Annotated in this window: 17 protein-coding genes and 1 riboswitch; of the genes, 13 read left to right on the top strand and 4 right to left on the bottom strand. The window is 70.4% G+C overall.

Annotation, left to right across the window (positions count from 1 at the left end; translation table 11 throughout):
• Window positions 1-30 precede the first annotated feature (30 nt).
• A riboswitch (FMN riboswitch) is annotated at window positions 31-161 on the top strand.
• Window positions 162-316: 155 nt separating this feature from the next.
• The 10 genes from ribD to E6P78_RS16160 all read left to right on the top strand — a co-directional run bounded on the left by ribD (window position 317) and on the right by E6P78_RS16160 (window position 8,857).
• Complete coding sequence (ribD, locus tag E6P78_RS16205; protein ID WP_136204305.1) at window positions 317-1,417, top strand: bifunctional diaminohydroxyphosphoribosylaminopyrimidine deaminase/5-amino-6-(5-phosphoribosylamino)uracil reductase RibD; 1,101 nt, start codon at window positions 317-319, stop codon at window positions 1,415-1,417.
• Window positions 1,418-2,035 (top strand): riboflavin synthase, encoded by a 618-nt coding sequence (locus E6P78_RS16200; RefSeq protein ID WP_136204304.1) that lies wholly within the window; start codon window positions 1,418-1,420, stop codon window positions 2,033-2,035.
• Window positions 2,032-2,676, top strand: coding sequence for a nicotinamide mononucleotide transporter family protein (locus tag E6P78_RS16195; protein WP_136204303.1), 645 nt, complete (start codon window positions 2,032-2,034; stop codon window positions 2,674-2,676). The genes E6P78_RS16200 and E6P78_RS16195 overlap by 4 nt, the downstream gene beginning before the upstream one ends.
• Window positions 2,673-3,971: a bifunctional 3,4-dihydroxy-2-butanone-4-phosphate synthase/GTP cyclohydrolase II gene (locus E6P78_RS16190; RefSeq protein ID WP_136204302.1), complete on the top strand. Its 1,299-nt coding sequence runs from the start codon at window positions 2,673-2,675 to the stop codon at window positions 3,969-3,971. The genes E6P78_RS16195 and E6P78_RS16190 overlap by 4 nt, the downstream gene beginning before the upstream one ends.
• Window positions 3,972-4,010: 39 nt before the next feature.
• The gene (gene ribH, locus E6P78_RS16185) at window positions 4,011-4,496 is read left to right on the top strand and encodes a 6,7-dimethyl-8-ribityllumazine synthase (protein ID WP_136204301.1); all 486 of its coding nucleotides are present in this window, start codon (window positions 4,011-4,013) and stop codon (window positions 4,494-4,496) included.
• Window positions 4,497-4,530: 34 nt separating this feature from the next.
• Window positions 4,531-4,803 (top strand): phosphoribosyl-ATP diphosphatase, encoded by a 273-nt coding sequence (locus tag E6P78_RS16180; RefSeq protein ID WP_136204300.1) that lies wholly within the window; start codon window positions 4,531-4,533, stop codon window positions 4,801-4,803.
• Between the two features lie 62 nt (window positions 4,804-4,865).
• Window positions 4,866-5,714 (top strand): ATP phosphoribosyltransferase, encoded by an 849-nt coding sequence (hisG, locus tag E6P78_RS16175; protein WP_136204299.1) that lies wholly within the window; start codon window positions 4,866-4,868, stop codon window positions 5,712-5,714.
• A 22-nt stretch (window positions 5,715-5,736) separates the two neighbouring features.
• Window positions 5,737-6,201, top strand: a complete 465-nt coding sequence (locus tag E6P78_RS16170) for a PH domain-containing protein (RefSeq protein WP_136204298.1) — start codon at window positions 5,737-5,739, stop codon at window positions 6,199-6,201.
• A 191-nt stretch (window positions 6,202-6,392) separates the two neighbouring features.
• The gene (locus E6P78_RS16165; RefSeq protein ID WP_136204297.1) at window positions 6,393-7,763 is read left to right on the top strand and encodes a hemolysin family protein; all 1,371 of its coding nucleotides are present in this window, start codon (window positions 6,393-6,395) and stop codon (window positions 7,761-7,763) included.
• On the top strand, window positions 7,760-8,857 hold the full coding sequence (locus E6P78_RS16160; RefSeq protein ID WP_136204296.1) for a hemolysin family protein: 1,098 nt from the start codon (window positions 7,760-7,762) through the stop codon (window positions 8,855-8,857). Before E6P78_RS16165 ends, E6P78_RS16160 begins: the two co-directional genes overlap by 4 nt.
• A 51-nt stretch (window positions 8,858-8,908) precedes the next feature.
• Here the strand turns inward: E6P78_RS16160 and E6P78_RS16155 are convergent, their stop codons facing one another.
• Complete coding sequence (locus tag E6P78_RS16155; RefSeq protein WP_206307820.1) at window positions 8,909-10,825, bottom strand: AAA family ATPase; 1,917 nt, start codon at window positions 10,823-10,825, stop codon at window positions 8,909-8,911.
• 402 nt (window positions 10,826-11,227) lie between these two features.
• The gene (locus E6P78_RS16150; protein WP_136204294.1) at window positions 11,228-11,812 is read right to left on the bottom strand and encodes a hypothetical protein; all 585 of its coding nucleotides are present in this window, start codon (window positions 11,810-11,812) and stop codon (window positions 11,228-11,230) included.
• A gap of 188 nt (window positions 11,813-12,000) precedes the next feature.
• Between E6P78_RS16150 and E6P78_RS16145 the strand changes: the two genes are divergently transcribed.
• The 3 genes from E6P78_RS16145 (at window position 12,001) to E6P78_RS16130 (ending at window position 17,981) form a co-directional block, all read left to right on the top strand.
• A complete protein-coding gene (locus tag E6P78_RS16145; protein WP_136204293.1) occupies window positions 12,001-13,359 on the top strand; it encodes a peptidase C39 family protein in 1,359 nt (452 codons plus the stop codon).
• Window positions 13,360-14,265: 906 nt separating this feature from the next.
• Window positions 14,266-16,578, top strand: a complete 2,313-nt coding sequence (locus E6P78_RS16140) for an RICIN domain-containing protein (protein ID WP_240799229.1) — start codon at window positions 14,266-14,268, stop codon at window positions 16,576-16,578.
• 260 nt (window positions 16,579-16,838) lie between these two features.
• Complete coding sequence (locus tag E6P78_RS16130) at window positions 16,839-17,981, top strand: SGNH/GDSL hydrolase family protein (protein ID WP_136204292.1); 1,143 nt, start codon at window positions 16,839-16,841, stop codon at window positions 17,979-17,981.
• Between the two features lie 308 nt (window positions 17,982-18,289).
• On the opposite strand, the gene E6P78_RS16125 is transcribed toward E6P78_RS16130, so the two are convergent.
• Together E6P78_RS16125 and E6P78_RS16120 are read right to left on the bottom strand one after the other, a co-directional pair.
• Window positions 18,290-19,927: a glycoside hydrolase family 13 protein gene (locus E6P78_RS16125; protein ID WP_136204291.1), complete on the bottom strand. Its 1,638-nt coding sequence runs from the start codon at window positions 19,925-19,927 to the stop codon at window positions 18,290-18,292.
• Window positions 19,928-20,067: 140 nt separating this feature from the next.
• A partial coding sequence (locus E6P78_RS16120; RefSeq protein WP_136204290.1) for a right-handed parallel beta-helix repeat-containing protein occupies window positions 20,068-22,126 on the bottom strand: 2,059 nt, incomplete at its 5' end.

Below are 22,126 nucleotides of genomic sequence, written 5' to 3'. Positions count from 1 at the left end.
GGTCGTGGCACACTGATCGTGTACCAGCAGCAGCGCACTCCGGGGTCGGTGCAATTCCGAACCGGCGGTTATAGTCCGCGACCCGTCCGCATCCAGCGGCCGGTTGACCAGGTGGGATTCCTGGACCGACGGTTAAAGTCCGGATGGGAGGCAGTGCGCGGCGGGCCGTTTCGCGGGTACGCCGCCGTCGGCGGATGGTTTCCGGGCAACCGGACCATCCGGGTTTTCCGGCATCCGGCGTCCCCGCTGTGCGTCCCGTTCCTCTGTCGTCGTCGACAGGCCCCGGAGTCCGTGCCCGAAGAGGCAGGAGGACCCGGTGGACACCGCAGCCGACACCACCGCCATGCGCCGAGCCATCGCGCTCGCCGCCCGCGGCCTCGGCTCCACCAGCCCCAACCCGGTCGTCGGATGCGTCGTCCTCGACGCGGCCGGACAGACCGTCGGCGAGGGCTTCCACCAGCGCGCCGGCGGCCCGCACGCAGAGATCCACGCCCTGCGCGCGGCCGGCGACCGGGCCCGCGGCGGCACCGCCTACGTCACCCTCGAACCCTGTAACCACACCGGCCGCACCGGCCCCTGCGCCCAGGCGCTCATCGAGGCCGGCATCGCCCGCGTCGTGTACGCCGTAGGCGACCCGAACCCGCAGGCCACCGGCGGTGCCGACACCCTGCGGGCCGCCGGGGTCAGGGCCGAGGCGGGCCTCCTCGCCGAAGCAGCCGAAGCGGGCAACGCCGCCTGGCTGACCTCGGTGCGCCTGGGCCGCCCGCACGTCACCTGGAAGTACGCGGCGAGCCTGGACGGCCGGGTCGCCGCCGCCGACGCCACCAGCCGCTGGATCAGCTCCGCCGAGTCCCGCGCCGACGTCCACCGGCTGCGCGCCGAGGCCGACGCGGTCCTGGTCGGCTCCGGCACCGCCCGCGCCGACGACCCCCAACTCGCGGTACGCGGCATCGACGGGGCCGTCCAGCCCCTGCGGGTGGTCGTCGACACCCGGGCCACCGCCGTACGGCCCGGCGCCCGGGTCCTCGACGCCGGCGCGCCCACCCTGATCGCGGTCGCCGACGACGCCGACAGCCGCCACCTCCCCGACGAGGCCGTCCTGCGGCTGCCGCGCGCGGCCACCGGACCGGGCCTCGACCTGCCCGCCCTGCTCGCCGCCCTCCACGAGCGCGGCGTGCGTTCCGTACTCCTCGAAGGCGGCCCGGTCCTGGCCGGGGCCTTCGTCGCCGCGGGACTGGTCGACAAGGTCGTCGGCTATCTCGCCCCCGTACTCCTCGGCGCAGGCCCCGCGGCCCTCGCCGACGCCGGAATCTCCACCCTCACCGAGGCGTTGCGCCTCGATGTGACCGAGACCGTCCGCATCGGCCCCGATCTGCGCGTCACCGCCGTTCCCGGCCCCGCCCGGAAGGAAAACTGAGTGTTCACCGGAATTGTCGAAGAACTGGGCGAGGTCACCGCCGTCGAGAAGCTCGACGACGCCTCCCGCTTCCGTCTGCGCGGTCCCGTCGTCACCGAGGGCGCGGCGCACGGGGACTCGATCGCCGTGAACGGCGTCTGCCTGACCGTCGTGGACCTCGGCGAGCACGAGTTCACCGCCGACGTGATGGCCGAGACGCTGAACCGCTCCAGCCTCGGCGCCCTGACGACCGGCTCCCGCGTCAACCTGGAACGCCCCATGGCGCTCGGCGGACGGCTCGGCGGGCACATCGTCCAGGGCCACGTCGACGGCACGGGCCGCATCCTGGAGCGCCGGGTCTCCGAGAACTGGGAGATCGTGAAGGTCTCCCTGCCGGCCGACCTGAGCCGCTACGTGGTGGAGAAGGGCTCGATCACCGTCGACGGCGTCAGCCTGACCGTCGTGGACGCCGGACCCGACTACTTCACCATCAGCCTCATCCCCACCACCCTCGCGCTGACCACGCTCGGCATCAAGGAGCCCGGCGACCCGGTCAACCTCGAAGTGGACGTCATCGCCAAGTACGTCGAGCGGCTGCTCGGCGACTCTGCGCCGCAGAAGGGGGAGCCGGCCGAATGAGCGCCCTGCACTGGCTGAACTCCGAGGCGTTCACCGTCTTCGGGCAGCACATCATCTGGTCAGACATGATCGGCAACACCATCGGTCTGATCGCCCTGACGCTGGGCTGGCTGCGCTCGATCTGGACCTGGCCCGCCCAGCTCCTGTCCGGCGTCGTGCTCGTCGCCGCCAACGTCTCCGTCCACCAGGCGGGCAGCGTGGGCAAGCAGCTCATCGTCATCGCCGTCGCGGTCTGGGGCTGGCAGCAGTGGACCCGGGGCCGGCAGCAGGCGCAGGACGGCTCCATCGCCGTACGGTTCGCCACCTGGCGCGAACGCGGCTACCTGGCCGGCGGGGCCGCCCTCGGCACCCTCGTGGTCGGCGGCCTGTTCACCGCCTTCCCCTCGCTCTCCTGGAGCCCGTGGGCGGACGCGTACATCTTCGCCGGGACGCTCGTGGCGATGCTCGCCCAGGCCCGAGGCATGGTCGAGTTCTGGTTCGCCTGGCTCCTGGTCGACCTGGTCGGCGTCCCGCTGAACTTCCACAGCGGACTCGCCTTCTCCGGTCTCATCTACGTCGTCTACGGGGCCCTCGTCCTGTGGGGCATGCGCGACTGGTGGCTGCGTACGCGGACACCCGCTCTGGAAGGAGCCACGGCATGACTGCCCAGCCCACCTGGTTGCACCGGGAACACCGAGCCCCGGCCGAGGACCTTTCCCTCGACCCCGTCGAGCAGGCCATCGGCGACATCGCCGCCGGCCGGCCCGTCGTGGTCGTGGACGACGAGGACCGGGAGAACGAGGGTGACCTCGTCGTCGCCGCCGAGAAGGCCACCCCCGAGATCGTCGCCTTCATGATGAGCGAGTGCCGCGGACTCATCTGCGCGCCCATGGAGAGCGACGAGCTGGAGCGGCTCGAACTCCCGCAGATGGTCGACCACAACACCGAGTCGATGAAGACCGCCTTCACCGTCTCCGTCGACGCCTCCGCCGCCCACGGCGTGTCCACCGGCATCTCCGCCGCCGACCGCGCCACCACCCTGCGCCTGCTCGCGGGCGGCACGGCGGGCCCCGCCGACTTCGTGCGCCCCGGCCACGTCTTCCCGCTGCGCGCCCGCTCCGGCGGTGTGCTCGCCCGCGACGGCCACACCGAGGCCGCCGTCGACCTCGCCCGGCTCGCCGGGCTGCGGCCCGCCGGGGCGATCGTGGAGATCGCGGGCGAGGACGGCGTCATGCTGCGCCTGCCCCAGTTGGTGCCCTTCGCCCGCAAGCACGGGCTGACGATCATCTCCATCGCGGACCTGATCGCCTACCGGCGGACCTGCGAGCCGACCGTCCGCCGCGAGGCCGAGGTCCGGCTGCCGACCCGCTTCGGCGCGTTCACCGCGTACGGCTACCGCTCCACCGTGGACGGCGTCGAGCACGTCGCGCTGGTCCACGGCGACATCGGGGACGGCGACGACGTCCTGGTCCGGGTCCACTCCGAGTGCCTGACCGGCGACATCTTCCAGTCCGAACGCTGCGACTGCGGCCCCCAGCTGCACGCCTCGATGCGCCGCATCACGGACGAGGGACGCGGTGTCGTCGTCTATCTGCGCGGCCACGAGGGCCGCGGCATCGGCCTGCTGTCCAAGCTGCGCGCGTACGAACTCCAGGAGCGGGGCGTCGACACGCTCGACGCCAACCTGGAGCTCGGCCTGCCCGCCGACGCCCGGGACTACGCGGCGGGCGCCCAGATCCTCAAGGACCTCGGCGTGCGGAGCCTGCGCCTGATGACGAACAACCCGGAGAAGACCGCCGCGCTCGTACGCCACCGACTGGTCGTCACCGGCCGCGAGCCGATGCCCGTCCAGGCCGGCGAGCACAACCTGCGGTACCTGCGCACCAAGCGCGACCGCATGGGACACGACCTGCCCTGGCTCGACGCCGCCACCGCGTCGACCTGCGGCAACCAGTAGCACCAACCGTCACCCGTACACAGAAGCAGCAGGAGAGACATGAGCGGCAAGGGCGCACCCGAACTGTCCGTACGCAACTGCGGTGACCTCCGTGTGGCGGTCGTCGCCGCACAGTGGCACGAGAAGGTCATGGACGGACTCGTCGACGGCGCCCTGCGCGCGCTGCACGAGCTGGGCATCGACGAGCCGACCCTGCTGCGGGTCCCCGGCAGCTTCGAGCTCCCCGTCGTCGCGAAGGCGCTGGCCGGACGCGGGTACGACGCGATCGTCGCCCTCGGCGTGATCATCCGCGGCGGCACCCCGCACTTCGAATACGTGTCCCACGGCGTCACCAACGGCCTCACCCAGGTCGCCGTCGACACCGGCGTCCCGGTCGGCTTCGGCGTCCTCACCTGCGACACCGAGGAGCAGGCGCTCGACCGGGCCGGCCTGGAGGGGTCCAACGAGGACAAGGGGCATGAAGCGGTCACCGCCGCCGTCGCCACCGCGGCCACACTGCGCTCGGTCAGCGAACCCTGGCGCTGAGTGCGGGCCCGGCACCCCGTATTCTGAGCACATCATGGCGAACAAAACCTTCGAAGAGCTCTTCGCCGAGCTGAAGCTCAAGGCCGCCAACGGCGACCCCTCCACCTCCCGCACCGCCGAACTGGTGCACAAGGGGGTCCATGCCATCGGCAAGAAGGTCGTCGAGGAGGCCGCCGAAGTCTGGATGGCCGCCGAGCACGAGAGCAAGGACGCCGCCGCCGAGGAGATCTCGCAGCTGCTCTACCACGTCCAGGTGATGATGGTCGCGCGCGGGATCTCCCTGGACGACGTCTACGCCCACCTCTGAGCACGGCCCCGCACCCGCCCGTACGTATTCCGACACCCCTTTCGCAAAGGAAACCCGACCTCATGCTGCGCATCGCCGTCCCCAACAAGGGTGCTATCTCCGGGCCTGCGATGGCGATGCTCCATGAGGCCGGCTACCAGCAGCGCAAGGAGTCCAAGGAACTCGTCCTCGTGGACCCGGCCAACCAGGTCGAGTTCTTCTACCTGCGCCCCCGCGACATCGCGATCTACGTCAGCTCGGGCCGCCTCGACATCGGCATCACCGGCCGCGACCTGCTGCTGGACTCCGGTGCCGAGGCGGAGGAGATCCTTCAGCTCGGCTTCGCCCGCTCCACCTTCCGCTACGCCGCCAAGCCCGGCACCGTCGCGGGCCCGCAGGACTTCGGCGGCCTGACGATCGCCACCTCCTACGAGGGCATCGTCGCCGGGCACCTCGCCGAGGCCGGCGTCAACGCCTCCGTCGTCCACCTCGACGGCGCCGTCGAGACCGCCATCGAACTCGGTGTCGCCCAGGTCATCGCCGACGTGGTCGAGACCGGCACCAGCCTGCGCAACGCCGGCCTCGAAGTCATCGGCGAGCCCATCATGACCTCCGAGGCGGTCGTCGTCCGCCGTACCGGCGCCCCGGCCGACGAACCCAAGGTCCAGCAGTTCCTGCGCCGCCTCCAGGGCGTCCTGGTGGCCCGCAGCTACGTGATGATGGACTACGACTGCCGCGTCGAGCACCTGGAGCGCGCCGTCGCCCTCACCCCGGGCCTGGAGTCGCCGACCATCTCCCCGCTGCACCACGAGGGCTGGGTCGCCGTCCGCTCCATGGTCGCCGCCAAGGAGGCGCAGCGGATCATGGACGACCTGTACGACCTCGGCGCCCGCGCCATCCTCACCACGGCCATCCACGCCTGCCGCCTCTGACGGCGGGAGACGGAAGAAGAACATGTCAGCCCCCACACCCCCGCCCGGCCTCCCGGCCCTGCCGGTCACCTTCCGGCCGACCCGCACCCGGGTGGTCCTGCTGACCGTCGGAGCGGCGATGTTCGCCGTCATCACGGTCGTCGCCTTCACCCTCGAACAGCTCAGCGGGGGAGAACGGGTCAGCTTCGTCTTCACCGCGCTGCTCTTCTTCGGCGTCCTGGCGCTGCTCAGCCGCCCCAAGGTCGTCGCGGACGACGAAGGGGTGACCGTGGTCAACCTCACGCGCACCCGGCGGCTGTCGTGGGCGGAGATCGTCCGCGTCAACCTCCGGGCAGGCGACCCCTGGGTCTTCCTCGACCTCAGCGACGGCACCAGCATGCCCGCCCTCGGCATCCAGCCCGGAATCGCCAAGCAGCAGGCCATCCGCGACGCCCGCGCCCTGAGGGACCTCGCCGAGGGGCGCGGCACCGGCACGGACAACGGCTGAGCCCCCTGCCCCACAGGGCCTCTCGTTGATTACTCTGGAAGACGGCGGCGCCCCGTGCGCGCCCCGCCCCGCACCTGAAGGCCCATGAACGAGGCCGGCGGGGCTTTCCTGCGACCCGAGGAGTGACTCCCTCCAGCAATGGACGGATCGTCCGGTAGTACCTGCGCCGCCCCCTCCGTGGAGGCGGCGGCATGACAACCCCCTTGTTGCTGCTCTGCGCGGCATTCCTTCTCATCCTCGCCAACGGCTTCTTCGTGGCGGCCGAATTCGGCCTCGTCACCGTGGAACGGGCGGACGCCGAGCGCGCCGCCGCCGAGGGCGACCGGCGGGCCCGCACCGTCGTCGACGCCCTGCGCGAACTCTCCTTCCAGCTCTCCGGCACCCAGCTCGGCATCACCATCACCTCACTGGTGGTCGGCATGCTCGCCGAGCCGGCGCTCGCCCGACTGCTGAACGGCCCCCTCGTCCTGACCGGCCTGCCCGACGGAGCCATTCCCTCCGTCAGCGTGGTGTCCGGCATGCTGCTCGCGGCGGCCGTCCAGATGGTCATCGGCGAACTCGTCCCGAAGAACTGGGCGGTCTCCCGCCCGCTGCACGTCGCCCGGTTCGTCGCCGGACCACAGGCGCGCTTCACCCGCGTCTTCCGGCCGGTCATCGGCGCCCTGAACACCGCGGCCAACCGGCTGGTGCGCCTCCTCGGCGTCGAACCGACCGATGAGCTGGCCTCCGCCCGCACCCCCGGCGAGCTGGTCTCCCTCGCCCGGCACTCGGCCGAGGCCGGCACCCTCGAACAGGACACCGCGGACCTCTTCGTACGGACCCTGTCGCTCGCCGGGCTCACCGCCCAGCACGTCATGACCCCGCGCGTGAAGGTCAGCGCCCTCCAGACCTCCGCCACCGCGGCGGACGTCCTCAACCTCACCCGCGCCACCGGCCTCTCCCGCTTCCCCGTCTACCGGGAGCGCATCGACGAGGTCGTCGGCATGATCCACCTCAAGGACGCCCTCGCGGTCCCGGCCGCCGAGCGGCTGCGCACCCCGGCCGGCCGGATCGCCGTGCCGCCGCTGCTGGTGCCCGAGACGCTGCCCGTCGAACAGCTGCTCCAGCGGCTGCGCAAGGAGCAGCCGATCGCCGTCGTCGTCGACGAGTACGGCGGCACCGCCGGGGTCGTCACCCTGGAGGACATCATCGAGGAGCTCGTCGGCGAGGTCCGCGACGAGCACGACGCCGAGGGCGCCGACCGCCCCGAGCTGGCCCCCGCACCGCCCGAGGACGGCAGGCCCGCCTGGGACGCCGAGGGCAGCTGCCGGGTCCTCACCCTGCGCCGCATAGGACTCGACGTGCCCGACGGCCCGTACGAGACCGTGGCCGGGCTCGTAGCCGATCTGCTGGGCCGCATTCCCGCACCCGGCGACCGGGCCGAACTGCCCGGCTGGCGGATCGCGGTCCGCCAGGTCGGCCACTACCGGGCCGAGAAGGTCCGCTTCGTCCGCGCGGCCGGAACCTCCGGGGCGGACACCACGGAGCCGGCCGGGCACGGGGTCCTGGAGGCGGCGCGATGAGCCTGCTCCAGCTGCTCTTCGCCGGACTCCTCGTCCTCGCGAACGGCTTCTTCGTCGGCGCGGAGTTCTCCCTCGTCTCCGTACGCCGCAGCCAGATCGAACCCCTCGCCGCGGCCGGTTCCGGCCGCGCCCGCCAGGTGCTGTACGGCCTGGAGAACCTGCCGCAGATGATGGCGGCCGCCCAGTTCGGCATCACCGTCTGCTCCCTGACCCTGGGAGCCGTCGCCGAACCCACCGTCGCCCACCTCCTGGAGCCGGTCTTCACCGCCGTGCACCTGCCCGAGGGGCTGATCCACCCGCTCGGCTACGTGCTGGCGCTCGTCCTCGTCGTCTTCCTCCACCTCGTCATCGGCGAGATGGTCCCGAAGAACCTGGCGATGGCCGCGCCGGAGAAGACCGCGCTGTGGCTCAGCCCCGGCCTCGTCGGCTTCGCCCGGCTCTGCCGCCCGGTCACCGCGGCGCTCGGCGCCTGCGCCCGGCTGGTGCTCCGGCTCTTCGGCGTCGAACCGAAGGACGAGGTGGAGGCCGTCTTCACCAGTGAACAGCTCAACCGCCTCGTGGAGGACTCCGGCCAGGCCGGGCTCCTGGAGCCCGAGGCGCAGGAGCGGCTGGAGGACGCGTTGGAGCTGGGCAGCAGGCCCGTCACCGACGTGCTGCTGCGCCGGGCTTCGCTGGTGACGGTGGACCCTTCCGTCACCCCGCGCCGGATCGAGGAGCTGACGGTACGCACCGGCTTCTCGCGCTTCCCGGTCTGCGCCCAGGGCGGCGGACCGTTCATGGGCTACCTGCACGTCAAGGACGTCCTGGACCTGGAGGACGGCGACCGGGCGGTGCCGCAGCACCTGTGGCGCCCGATGGCGACCGTACGGGCCGAACTCCCGCTGGACGACGCCCTCACCGTGATGCGCCGCGCCGCCACGCACCTCGCCCAGGTCGCCGACGCCACCGGCCGGGTGCTCGGCCTGGTCGCCATGGAGGACGTCCTCGAAATGCTGGTCGGGGAGGTACGCGACCCGGCGCACCGGGTCGCCGAGCCCCGCCGCACCGAGGAGCGGACCGCGGACCCGGACGGGCTCACCGCCCTGGTCGGCTGATCCGCACCGCGCACCCGGCCCCCGGAGCGTTCCGGTGGCCGGGTGCGCGGCTCACATCGCGGGCGGCTCCTGCGGCCCCCGGCCCACCGGCCCGCGCCCCGACAGCACCTCGCCGTACGCCTGCATCAGGTCCGGCAGCCGCAGCGTCGCCAGATCGTCCCGGGTCGGCACCGTCGTACAGCTTGAGAGCCGCAGGTCGCGGTAGGCGCAGCTCTTCTCGTACAGCGTCCGCAGGAAGCGGCCGTTGCCCAGCTCGTCCAGCCAGCCCTGGTCGACCACATGACCGCTGATGGAGCGCAGCTCGTCCAACGACTCCTCGTCCCACACGTCGCCGTTCTCCGCGGCGAGCACCTCGCCGATCGCGGTGAGCTCCAGCGGCCGGTAGCTGGGGAAGTCCACCCGGGTGGTGAAGCGGGAGGAGAGCCCGGGGTTGGTGGAGAGCAGCCGGTCCATGCCCTCGGGGTAGCCGGCCAGGATGACGACGAGATGGTCCCGGTTGTCCTCCGCCCGCTTCAGCAGGACCTGCAGGGCCTCGTCGCCGTAAGCGTCACCCTTGCTGTACCCGGTGTTGGAGAGGCTGTACGCCTCGTCCACGAAGAGCACCCCGCCCAGCGCCGAATCGATCAGCTCATTGGCCTTCACCGCGGTCTGGCCCAGGAACTCGCCCACCAGATCCGCCCGTTGCGCCTCCACCAGGTGGTCCCCGCCGAGCAGGCCCAGCGCGTAGAACACCCGGCCCAGGATGCGGGCCACCGTCGTCTTGCCGGTGCCGGAAGGCCCGGAGAAGACGAAGTGCCGCTTCGGCGGCTGTACGGGCAGCCCCTGGCGGGCCCGCAGCCGCGCCATGTTCAGCTGCGCCGAGAGCGCCTTGACCTGACGCTTCACCGGCTCCAGGCCGACCATCCGCTCCAGCTCGGCCAGCGCCTCGGCCAGCAGGACCGGGTCGCTGGGCCCGGCCAAGAACGGCTGCGGCGCCGGCTGCCCCGGCACCGAGGTCTTCGCCCGCGCCCCGCCGGGCAACGGGGAGACGCCGGCCCCGGGCAGATCCTGTGGCTCGCCGCCCGGCGACAGCTCCCGGCCGTCCGGGAGATCGGCGCCCGGTGCGGAGTCGCCCTCCACCCGGCCCTCCGCGGAGGCCGCGTCCGCCTCCAGACCGGTCAGCGACACGGCGGCCAGGCCGAACGCGTCCTCGGGGCCGTCCAGACCGTCGTAGTCCGCGATGGCCGCCAGCCGCGCCGAGGTGTCCATGAAGGCGGGGTCGATCCGGTGCACGGCCCGGTAGAGCGGCAGGGCGGCGGCGCTGCGGCCGGTGCCCTCGTGGGCGCGCGCCAGCCAGTAGCGCAGCTCCTTGCGCTGCGGCTGCTCGCTGCGGCAGCGCATCAGGGCCGTCGCGAGCATCGGTTCGGCCTGCCCGTACATCTCCAGCCGCACCCGCGCCATCCCGCCGAAGAGCCCCGCCTCGATGCCGAGCATCGGGTCGTCCATCAGCTGCTCGGTGTGGCGTACGAGCTGCTCCCAGTCCTTGACCAGGTAGGAGCGGCAGGCGTGCAGGAAGCGGACCTGCGGGTCGGTGTCCACCGGTCCCAGGGCGGCGAGCGCCCGGTCCAGCTCCGGCACATGGCGGCCGTCCAGCCAGTGCGAGGCGTGTGCCAGCAGCAGGTCGCGCGGACTCTCCAGCACCGGCTGCACCCACCAGCCCAGCCAGTACCAGGAGTTGAGCGTGCGCCGGTAGCGGCCGCGCTGCTCGCCGAAGCGGTCGCGGTGGCGGTGCATGTGCAGCAGTGCGGACGCCGTGTCGACCCGCAGCGCGTGCAGACCGAGCCAGGCGTCGGCCATGCCGGGATCGTGGCGGACCGCGGACCGGAATTCCTCCTCGGCCTGCGGATAGGCGCCCATCGTGTAGGCGTCCACGCCCCGCAGCCACGCGAGGTCGGCGGGGGCCTGTGCGCCCTGCGTGCCGATGTCCATCAGGTCCCCCACAAACGTGCCCCCAGGATGTCCCGCCGCCCGAAAGCCCGCCGAGGCGCGCCGAAACACTGTGCCGTGGACGGGAATTGACCGCACCGAGAGGCATCGTACCGGTGCGGGGAGTATCCGACTAAGGGTGCCGCAGGCCGAACGCGCGTCGTGACCCAGGGTGAGGGAGAGGGGGCCGGTGAGGGCCGGAGAGGCGTGGGGAGCACAGGACGAAGCCCCCGATCACGGGGGAACAACCGGGGGCTTCGCGTCTGTGGGGGCTCCGAAAAGCCGCACATTGAGAACGTAAGACCTGTACCGCCCCCGGGTCAAGCGGAGTTGAGGTACTTCCGGTCCGATTTCCGGCGGCCCGGTATGGCGCCGCGAGATGGTCACACCGCGTGACGGAACGATTCAGCAGTGCTCCCGTACGGGCCCTTCCAGCCACTCGTACCCCACGGTCAACTGCCGTACCAGTGCGTCCGCGTGGGGGCGCGAGGGGTCGGCCGAGAAGTGTGCCGTCTCGGCGGCTGTCCAGTCGTCCCAGAACGAGCGGAGCGCGGGCCCGTCGCGCCGCCGCCCCCGTTCCCAGGCCACCTCGGCGGCCAGGTCCATCCACAGCAGCCGGGCCAGCAGGGGGCGCAGGGCGCGCCGGCCCGCGCCGACCCCCTCGATCAGGACCACGGGGGCGGGCTCCAGGGTCCGCGGCGGCCCGAAGGCCCTGGCCGTCCAGTCGTACGGCGCGTAGCGCGCGGGTTCGCCGCGCGAGAGGGGCCCCGTCACCTGCTCGCGGAGCCGGTCCGCCCAGGCGAACAGCTCCTCGTGCGTGGCCAGGTCGTCCAGGTGCAGCACGGGCGCGCCGCCGAGCGCCGACGCGAGACGGGCCGCGAAGGTGCTCTTGCCCGATCCGGCGTGGCCGTCGACGGCGATCAGCCGCACCGGTCCGCAGGAGGGCGCGAGGGCGCGCAGGCGCGCGGCGTGGTGCGGGAGGTCGTTCATGCGCCCAGCCTACGATCCGCCCGCCCCGCGGAGGCTCCCGCGCAGCCGCAGGTCACGCCAGTGGTCGAGACCAATATTGGTTGATCGACGCGGGCCGAATCGCTGGCCGAACCGGGACGCGACCCGCGATAGTTGGCGCACTGTTGTGCACCGCAGCCCCATTCCACTGACGACCGGGGGTCTCGCCCATGCCCAGTCCGACCTCACGCCGAACCGTGCTCACCGCCGCCATCGCGGCAGCGGCCGGCGCCGGAACGCTCTCGTCCGCCGCCTCCGCGGCGGCCGGCACCCCGCACCACCACCCCACGGCCCCGCTCTCCTCGGTGGACAACCACGCCTGGACCACGTACACCGACTGGCGCTGCGGCCACGGCGCAGGCACCCGCGCGGTCGCCGGCCGCCGGGCGGGGCTGGTCATCGGCCACCCGCTGGGCCGCACGGACTACACCGACCCGCACACCGGCACCACCGCCGCCTGGGACTACGCGACCTGGACCTCACCCGTCCACCGCTCGTCCGTCCCCGCGACCGAGGTGATCGCCTCCTGGAACGCGCACACCCCGGCCGGCACCTGGGTTCAGATCGAACTGCGCGGCCGCTACTCGGACGGCACCGAGACCCCCTGGTACGTCATGGGCCGCTGGGCGGCCGGCGACGGGGACATCCGCCGCACGTCCGTGGACGACCAGAGCGACGGCAAGAGCTCCATCTGGACCGACACGTTCTCGGTGGACGACGCCGCGAGCGGTCTGCGCCTGCTGTCCTACCGGCTCCGGCTGACCCTGTACCGCACCCCCGGCAGCCGGCTCACCCCGACGGTGTGGCGGATCGGGGCGATGGCCTCGGACATCCCCGACCGCTTCACCGTCCCCGCCAGCACCCCCGGTCTCGTCCGCGAGCTGCCGGTGCCGCGCTACTCGCAGAACGTCCACGTCGGGCAGTACCCCGAGTACGACAACGGCGGCGAGGCGTGGTGCAGCCCCACCTCCTCGCAGATGATCATCGAGTACTGGGGCCGCACACCCTCCGCCGACGACCTCGCCTGGGTCGAGCCCGGGCTCCAGGACCCCCAGGTCTGCCACGCCGCGCGCTTCACGTACGACAACCAGTACGAGGGCTGCGGCAACTGGCCCTTCAACGCCGCCTACGCGGCGACGTACCGCGACATGAGCGCCGCGGTGACCCGGCTCGGCTCGCTGAAGGACGTGGAGACCCTGGTCCGGGCGGGCATCCCGGTCATCACCTCGCAGTCGTTCCTCAAGGAGGAGCTGACCGGCGCGGGCTACGGCACCTCGGGCCACCTGATGACCGTCATCGGCTTCACCGCCGACGGCGACGTCATCGCCAACGACCCCGCGTCGCCGGACGACGAGGCGGTGCGCCACGTCTACCGGCGGCACGAGTGGGAGACCATCTGGCTGCGCACCAAGCGCTACGACGCGAACGGCCAGGTCAGGAGTGGTACGGGCGGCGTCTGCTACGTCTACTGGCCGTCTGACCCCGCACCGATTCAGCACCGCGCTCTGCGGTCGCTCGGCCTGCTGTGAGCATGTAGGGCCCCACGGCCATCTCGACCACCTGGCGGCAGCGCTCATGGCCGTTCTGCGTGAGGTGGTCGTATCGGTCCGCCGTGACCTTGACCGAGCGATGACTTACGAAGCAGGTCCGGGTATGGGAGGCCCCCGTCTGCGTTGTGGATGGGCATGCGGTTGATGAATGGTTGAAGGGGATCGCGAACGGGCTCTCTGGACCCGACCGGCAAGGGCCAGACACGCTGGACCATGCGCTGGAAGACCGCACTCAACGCCTTCGACGTCACCTTCGACGGCGGCCCACCGCTTCGAACCCACAGGCCGCTCGATCGTGTTCACGGGGGACACCGGACCGAGCACGAACGTCGAACGGGTCGCACGCGGCGCTGATCTCCTGGTCTTCGAGATCATCGACGTGGACGACGCCTTGGCCCAGCTGAAGGCGGGTCGGCAAGGGGTGTCGTGCGGCAGATCCAATGGGCTGCGTCAGTGGCGCGATTCGCCTCCTTTCCGCTCATCAAGGCAGCTCACTCCTGGGGTGTGAGCGGGTACGGAACTCATCCGGACGCGTGTGTGATGCCGAGTGCCTGGCCCCGGTGCGGGCGTGCGCTGGGCCGGTCGGTCGGTGGGCCGGAGGTGGGCCGGTGTGATTGGCCGGGGCATTTCGTATCGGCCTCGGGGGTGTGACCTGCGTCATCATGATGATCGGGAAGTGTGCGAACTTGTTTTTTTGGCGTGAGTCTTGACTGCAAAATCAACAGGACAACACACTGTGCACCAACTTCCTGGCGGCATTGGGCATGCTCCCGTCATCGAGTGAGCGGCAGCCGCCTCTACGGCGAAGGATGGACCATGCGCCGATTAGTGAGACTTGCCCCTTTATGGATACTGGCGTTGCTCGCTGCGTTGCTCGCCGTTGGCGTGACTCCGGCGAATGCCGCGACCACGTCCATCACGGTGGACGGGGCGCAGAGCGGCCGCACGTTCGACGGGATCGGTGCCATCAGCGGTGGCGGGGGCAACTCGCGTCTGCTGACCGACTATCCCGCCGCGCAGCAGGCTCAGATCCTGGACTACATGTTCAAGCCCGGCTACGGCGCGAACCTGCAGTCGCTGAAGATCGAGATCAGCGGTGACGCCAACTCCACCGACGGCTCCGAGCCGTCGATCGAGCACACGCGCGGCACGATCAACTGCGACGCCGGCTACGAGTTCTGGCTGGCCGAGCAGGCAAAGGCCCGCAACCCCGGCATCGCCCTCTACGGCCTCGCGTGGACCGCGCCGGGCTGGATCAACGGCGGGTTCTGGTCGACCGACACCATCAACTACCTCATCTCCTGGCTGGGCTGCGCCAAGCAGCACGGCCTGGACATCAAGTATCTCGGCGGCTGGAACGAGCGCGGACACGACGTCAACTGGTACATCCAGCTGCGTTCCGCCCTGAACAACGCCGGCTACTCCAGCGTCCAGCTCGTCGCCGACGACAGCGGCTGGGACGTCGCCGACGACATGGCTGACAACGCGGCATTCAACAACGCGGTGTCGGTCATCGGCGTCCACTATCCCTGCGGATACGGCAATGACAACATCGGCCAGACCTGCTCCACCACCAACACCGCCCGCAACAGCGGTAAGCCGCTTTGGGCCAGTGAGGGCGGCTCCAACGACATGGACAGCGGTGCCCCCGCAGTGATCAGGTCCATCATCCGCGGCTACACCGACGCCCGGATGACCAGCTACTACAACTGGCCGCTGATCGCGGCGATCACCCCCAACCTGCCCTACTCCACGGTCGGGCTGGCCACCGCCGGCTCACCCTGGTCCGGCCACTACATCATCGGCGCCAGCACCTGGGCCACTGCCCAGGTCACTCAGTTCACCAAGCCCGGCTGGAAGTTCATCGACTCCGCCTCCGGCTACCTCGGCGGCTCCAACTCCAACGGCAGCTACGTCACGGTCAAGTCCAACACCGGTCCGGACTACTCCACCATCCTGGAGACCACCACCTCCACCTCGTCCCAGACGGTCAACGTCCACGTGCAGGGCGGCCTGTCCACCGGCACCGTCCACGTCTGGGCCACCAAGCTCAACGCGCCCAGCAACGCGACGTCCTTCGTCCACACCCAGGACATCACCCCCTCCAACGGTTCGTTCTTCCTGACCATGCAGCCCGGCTACGTCTACACCGCCAGCACCATGAACGGTGCAGGCAAGGGCACAGCCGCCGCGCCCGCCGCGCACGCCCTCGCACTCCCGTACACCGACACCTTCGACAGCTACGGCAACGGCGCCCAAGCGAAGTACATGTCCGACATGCAGGGCTCCTACGAAGTCCAGCCCTGTACCGGCCGCTCCGGCAAGTGTGTGCAGCAGATGGCGCCGGTCAAGCCGATCGAGTGGCAGGACGACAGCGATGCCTACACCCTTGTCGGCGACCCCACCTGGTCGAACTACACAGTCAGCTCCGACGTCTACCTGCGCAGCGCCGGCACCACGGAACTGCTGGGCCGGGCCAACACCCAGCTGCGCCCGCAGTCGCATATGAACGCGTACTACCTGCGTGTCCGTGACACCGGCAAGTGGTGGATCGAGAAGATGTACACCGACGGGTCGAACCACACCCTGGCCACCGGCACCACCACCGCCCTGGGCACCGGCAAGTGGCACAACCTGTCCTTCACCTTCCAGGGCTCGCAGATCACCGCGAAGCTCGACGGCAACCAGTTCGGGTCGGTCACCGACACATCCTTCTCCACCGGCCAGGCCGGACTGGGTATCCAGGGCTACCGCACCGACCAGTTCGACAACCTGTCGATCACCCCCGGCGCCGGCGGCTCGGGCGGCATCGGGACCGGGCCGGTCACCTCCGCCCTGAACACCGCCAAGTGTCTGGACGACTACCAGGCGTCCACCACCGCCGGCGCCGTGGTCGACATCTGGGACTGCAACAATTCGCCGGCCCAGCAGTGGACGGTCGGCAACAACGCGGTCACCATCAACGGCTTGTGCCTGGACGTCGTGGGGGCGGCCACCGCCAACGGTTCGGCGGTGGGGCTCTGGAACTGCAACGGTCAGGGCAACCAGCAGTGGACCGTCGACAACGGCGCCCTGGTCAACACGGCCAGCGGGCGCTGCCTCGACATCCCCGCCTCCAACATGGCCAACGGCACCGTCCTCGCCATCTGGGACTGCAACAACGGGGCCAACCAGAAGTGGAACATCCCCGTTCCCTAGGTCCTGTCGTCACATTCCCGTCTGCCGTGCGACGCCACGCACGCATTCTCGCCGCACCGGGCCCAGACCCAAGTACATCCAGTACGAGGGCCCGGGCCCGGCACGCCGAGGAGTGGGGTCTCCCCTGTTCGAGCGAAGCCGAGAACTTGGGGAAGCACCTGACGCCGCACGGCCCGCAGCCCCTCGCCGACCGTCAGCTAGGACCGCGGCGGTCGGACTGACAACCCGCGCTTTTTCCCACACACACCAAAGGAACAAGCATGAGATATCGGATGGCAGGACCGGCGGCAGTGGCGGCGGTCGCACTGAGCGTGGGGGCTGCCTTGCCGGCGGCCGCTGCCGACGCGCCCTCGGGTGCCGGCGCCCAGCCCCGGGCCGCCGCCGCAGCCACCTCCTTGCGGGTGATGCCGCTGGGCGACTCGATCACCTGGGGCATAGGCAGCAGCACGGGCAACAGCTACCGCGGCGACCTGTGGAACAGGCTGACGTCAGAAGGCCACGCCGTGGACTTCGTCGGCACCCAACGCAACGGCTCCATGTCCGATCCGGACAACGAAGGCCACTCCGGCTGGCGGATCGACCAGATCGCCGGCATCGCCGACGCCGTGCTGGCCCAGAGCCGGCCCAACGTGGTCACACTGGAGATCGGCACCAACGACCTGGGCCAGAACTACCAGGTCCCCACCGCCACCGACCGGCTGCACGCGCTGATCGACCAGATCACCACGGACGCGCCCGACGCGACCGTGCTGGTCGGCACCCTCATCGTGTCCACAAGCAGCACCGAGGAAGCCCACCGGCCGGCTTTCAACCAGGCGATCCCCGGCATCGTCCAAGCCGAACAGGCTGCCGGAAAGCACGTTCGGACGGTCGACATGAGCGCCCTGACCACCGCCGACCTCTCCGACGGGCTGCACCCCAACGACCGCGGCTACCAGAAGATGTCGGACGCCTTCAACGCCGGCATCCAGGCCGCCGACGCGGCCGGCTGGATCAAAGCACCCGTGACGGCCGGGGGCGCCGGCGCGGTGCGTTCCGGCATCGCGGGGAAGTGCCTCGACGTCAACACCGGCAGCAGCGCCAACGGTACGGCCGTTCAGATCTGGGGCTGCAACAACGGCACCGCGCAGTCCTGGACCTCATCCTCCGACGGCACGCTGCGCGCGCTCGGCAAATGCCTCGACGCGACCGCCGGCGGCACCGCCAACGGCTCAAAGGTGGAGATCTGGGACTGCAACGGCGGCGACAACCAGAAGTGGCAGGCGTACAACGGCGGTTACCGCAATCCCGTCTCCGGCCGCTGCCTCGACGACCCCGCTGGTAGCACCACCGATGGCACACAGGTGGTGCTCTGGGACTGCAACGGCGCCGCCAACCAGAAGTGGTCCGCGCCCGGAGCCTGACCGGAATCGGGGACGCGGACCCCTGCCCGCCATGTGAGCCTGCCCGGACGGGACCCGACTCCCACGCGGTGATGCCGGCGGTCGATGCTTCTGCCGGGTTTGCAGCTCCGCGACGGCCTTCCTGCCCGGCGACAGCGGTCATCAGGCGTTCAGGCCGTCTGCCATGAGGGGCTGTATGGGCTCCGCGGGCACGGCCTCACGCACGCCGGGCCGCTCCCGCAGGGACCGGTCTTGACGCACGTCCCACGGCTTTGGTGCGCCGTGGTCATCCTGGCATAACTCCTGGACCATCTCTCCTGCGGACGCAGTCAGAGCTGCCACTCGCGCACTGTTCGGGTGGGACGCAGCCAAACACCGCTGTCGGTGGGCAGTTGCGGACCGTCCAAGGGCTGGGAGGAGAGCAGCACCTCGAGCCCCTCGGGGACGTCAATGCTGGTGCCGGACAGATTGACCATGCAGATGAAGTCGGAACCGCGGGTGTATGCCAGGATGCCGTCAGGGGCGGGCAGCCATTGGAAGGGGCCGTCACCCAGCGCGCTGTGTTTCGCGCGTAGGGCGAGTGCGGTCCGGTAGAGGTTGAGCATCGAGCCGGGGTCGGGGTCCTGTGCGGCGACGCTGAGGTCGGCCCAGGTGGCGGGTTGGGGCAGCCAGGGCTGAGCGGCGTCGTGGGGGCTGAAGCCGTAGGGCTCCTGGGTACCGGACCAGGGCAGGGGAACCCGGCAGCCGTCGCGGCCGGGGTCTTCGCCGGCTGTGCGGTGGTAGATGGGGTCGTCGCGGCGGTCGGCCGGGATGTCCTCGACTTCCGGGAGGCCGAGTTCCTCTCCCTGGTAGACGTAGACGGCGCCGGGCAGGGACAGCGTGAGCAGTGCTGCGGCACGTGCACGCCGGCGTCCTAGAGCTTCGTCGACCACAGGGTTGTACTGGCGGATGCCCGCAGCGGTGCTGGTGTCGGGACGACCGTAGCGGGTGACGTGTCGGGTGACATCGTGGTTGGACAGGACCCAGGTGCTGGGGGCGCCGACGCCCGCGTGGACGGTGAGGGTTTCATCGATGCAGGCACGGAGCGCAGATGCGTCCCAACTGCATGCGAGAAAATCAAAGTTGAACGCGGCGTGTAGCTCGTCGGCGCGGAGGTAGCGGGCGAAGCGGGCGGAGTCGGCCAGCCATACCTCGCCGATGAGGGCGCGGGGCTCGGGGTAGGAGTCGGCGACGGCCCGCCAGCCGCGGTAGATCTCATGGTTGACGTCGAGGTCGACGTAGGGATGTGGGACGGGCAGGTTGGCGTGGTCAAAGTCGGGCAGCTCGGGGTCCTTGCTGCACATGGCGGCGGAGTCGACGCGGATGCCGTCGACGCCCCGGTCGAACCAGAAGCGGAGGATGTCTTCGTACTCGGTGCGCACGAGCGGGTCGCGCCAGTTCAGGTCGGGCTGTTCGGGGGCGAAGAGGTGGAGGTACCACTGTCCGTCGGCGACACGGGTCCAGGCGGGGCCGCCGAAGATGGACTGCCATTCGTTGGGAGGCATCTCGCCGTTCTCGCCGCGGCCGTCGCGGAACCAGAACAAGTCGCGCTCGGGGGAGCCGGGCGCGGCCGAGAGAGCCTTGCGGAACCACTCGTGTTCGTCGGAGACGTGATTGGGAATGACGTCGACGATGATGCGCATGCCGCGTTCGTGGGCCTCGGCGATGAGAGCGTCGGCGTCGGCGTCGGTACCGAAGCGGGGGTCGATCTGCCGGAAGTCGGTCACGTCGTAGCCGGCGTCCGCCATGGGGGTCAGATACCAGGGTGAGAACCAGATGGCGTCGATACCGAGGCTCTCAAGGTAGTCCAGCCTGGAGCGCACGCCGATCAGATCACCGATGCCGTCGCCGTTGCCGTCGGCGAAGCTGCGGGGGTAGACCTGGTAGATGGCTGCGTGACGCCACCAGTCGGTGGTGCGCGGGGTCATGGGACCTGCCTTCTCTCATTGGGTGGAGCGTTGCGCGGGCCCGGCAGCGCAGTCTGGGCCGGGCCCGCGGATCTGGTTGCGTCGGCGGAGCGTGTGCCCGTGTGGTCAGGAGGACCGAACGGGCCCGTGGGCGGCCGCTGTTACCAGCCGGAGTTACCGCTTCCGCGCTGGATGGTGAAGCCGCCGGCTACATCGAGTGCGCCGTCGGCCGCATTGGTGATCTTGGTGTTGGCGAAGGTGCCCTTGCCGCTGGCGTAGACCTCGATGCCGTGGTGTCCGGCCTTGTCGATGGTCAGGCCATCCACGCGGAGGTCGGATATCTGCTTCTGCCAGGAGACGAGGAGGCCGCTGAAGGTGGAGTCCTCGACGGTGTTGTTCTTCAGGACGACTGGCTGGTTGATGTCGGACTGGTCGGCGTAGACCCACAGGGCGCCGAGCTTGGTGTTCCAGTTCACTTCCATGCTGCCGGTGCGGCGCAGGATGTTGCCGGAGACGGTGGTGGTGCCGCTGAACGGCTCACCGAAGCGGGTGGAGACGGCGATGCCCGAGGCAGCGACGACGGTGTCGGAGATGAGGTTGTTCTCGACGCTGTTGCCGCTGCCGCCGTAAACGGCGGCGCCGTTGGCGAGGGTGGGAAGCTGGACGGTGTTGTTGCGGAAGACGCTGTTGGTCACCGTGGCCCCGTCCGACCACATGGCCATGGCATCGTCACCGGTGCCGCGGATGCTGCTGTTGGAGACGACCGTGTTCTTCACCGCGCCGTGCAGGTTGACGCCGTCGGCGTAGGTGTTGCGGATGCGCAGGTCGCTGGCTTTGAGGCCGTCGGTGGGGCTGGAGATCCAGAGACCGACCTTGGTGTGCTGAATCCATACGTTCTTGATGACGGACCCGGTGCCGAAGTCGCCTTCGATCGCCGCCTGGCCGCCGGCATCGTCGCGGACCGTGTTCTGGCCGTCGATCATGAGGCCTTCGATACTGCTGGTGCCTCCCTGGCCGAACAGGCCGCCCTTGAGGCCGGTGCCGCGCAGCACGGTGTGCCACACTCCCGCGCCGCGCAGCTTTACGCCGGTGAGGTTGATGTGGTCGGAGATGTTGTAGGTGCCGGCGGGCAGGAACAGTCCCTTGCCCTGGTTCTTGGCCTTCTCCAGTGCCTGGTTGAGCCCGACGGTGTCGTCCTGGTTGTCGTTCGGTGTGACACCGAGGTCTTCGGCGGAGACGTAACCGCTGGGCAGAGTGCCCGCCGCTCCAGTCTCTTCGGCCTCGATGAGGTCAATGGTGTAGGAGGCGGCGGTGTCCCCGGCGTCCTTCTGCAGGCGCAGGACAGTGCCGGCCGGCAGCGTCTGACCGAAGGTGGCGCGGGTTTCGTCGAAGAAGCGGTGGCCCTGGCCCTCGCCGGGGTTGTTGGTGTACGGGTATCCGCCGTAGACCCAGGCGTAGCGCGACGTCAGGTGGAGGGCGGGCAGGGGCCTGCCGTCGGCGTAGGCGCTGAGTGTGGCGTCTATGCCCTTGCCGTCGCTGCTGTCGGGCAGCGAGTAGCGCAGGTTGATGGCGTTGGCGGGTTTGCTGAGCGTGATCTCGACGTAGTCGCCGGTCCGGGTCAGCTTGACGGCCTTGCGGCCGGATGCTTCAGAGGTGACGGAGAGGTAGGTGCGGTCGGAGCCGATGGTCGAACCCTTGACAGTGCCGGACTCGGCCTCGTAGGTGGTGAACGGCAGGGTGGCCCCTACGCCGCTCGGGTCCGGGTCGCCGGGGCCGCCCGGATCGGTGGGGTCGGTGGGGTCGGTGGTGGGAGTGGTGGCGGTGAAGCTGTCGATGTTGACGTTGCCGCTGTCATTGCCGGTGAAGGCCAGGGTGAGGGGGTTGGCCCCCTTCGTGAAGGTGACCGGCACGTTGACGCTGGACCAGCTCGCCCAGCCGCTGGTCGCCGGCAGGACGATCTGCTGTGCGGACCCGCCTGCCGTCAGGGTCAGCGTCTTGGCCGACCCGGTGCCGTTCGCGTAACGCACCGCCACGGTCCCCGAACCGGCGAAGGAGGACGACAGGCTGGTGGCGAGGAAAGCACGGCCCTTGTTGCCGCTGGTCGCCGGCAGGACGATCTGCTGTGCGGACCCGCCTGCCGTCAGGGTCAGCGTCTTGGCCGACCCGGTGCCGTTCGCGTAACGCACCGCCACGGTCCCCGAACCGGCGAAGGAGGACGAC

The organism is Streptomyces sp. A0958 (assembly GCF_004795035.1).
Classification (GTDB): Bacteria; Actinomycetota; Actinomycetes; order Streptomycetales; family Streptomycetaceae; genus Streptomyces.
Note: the sequence above shows the minus strand (reverse complement) of the source record. Positions and strands in the feature narration are given on the sequence as shown.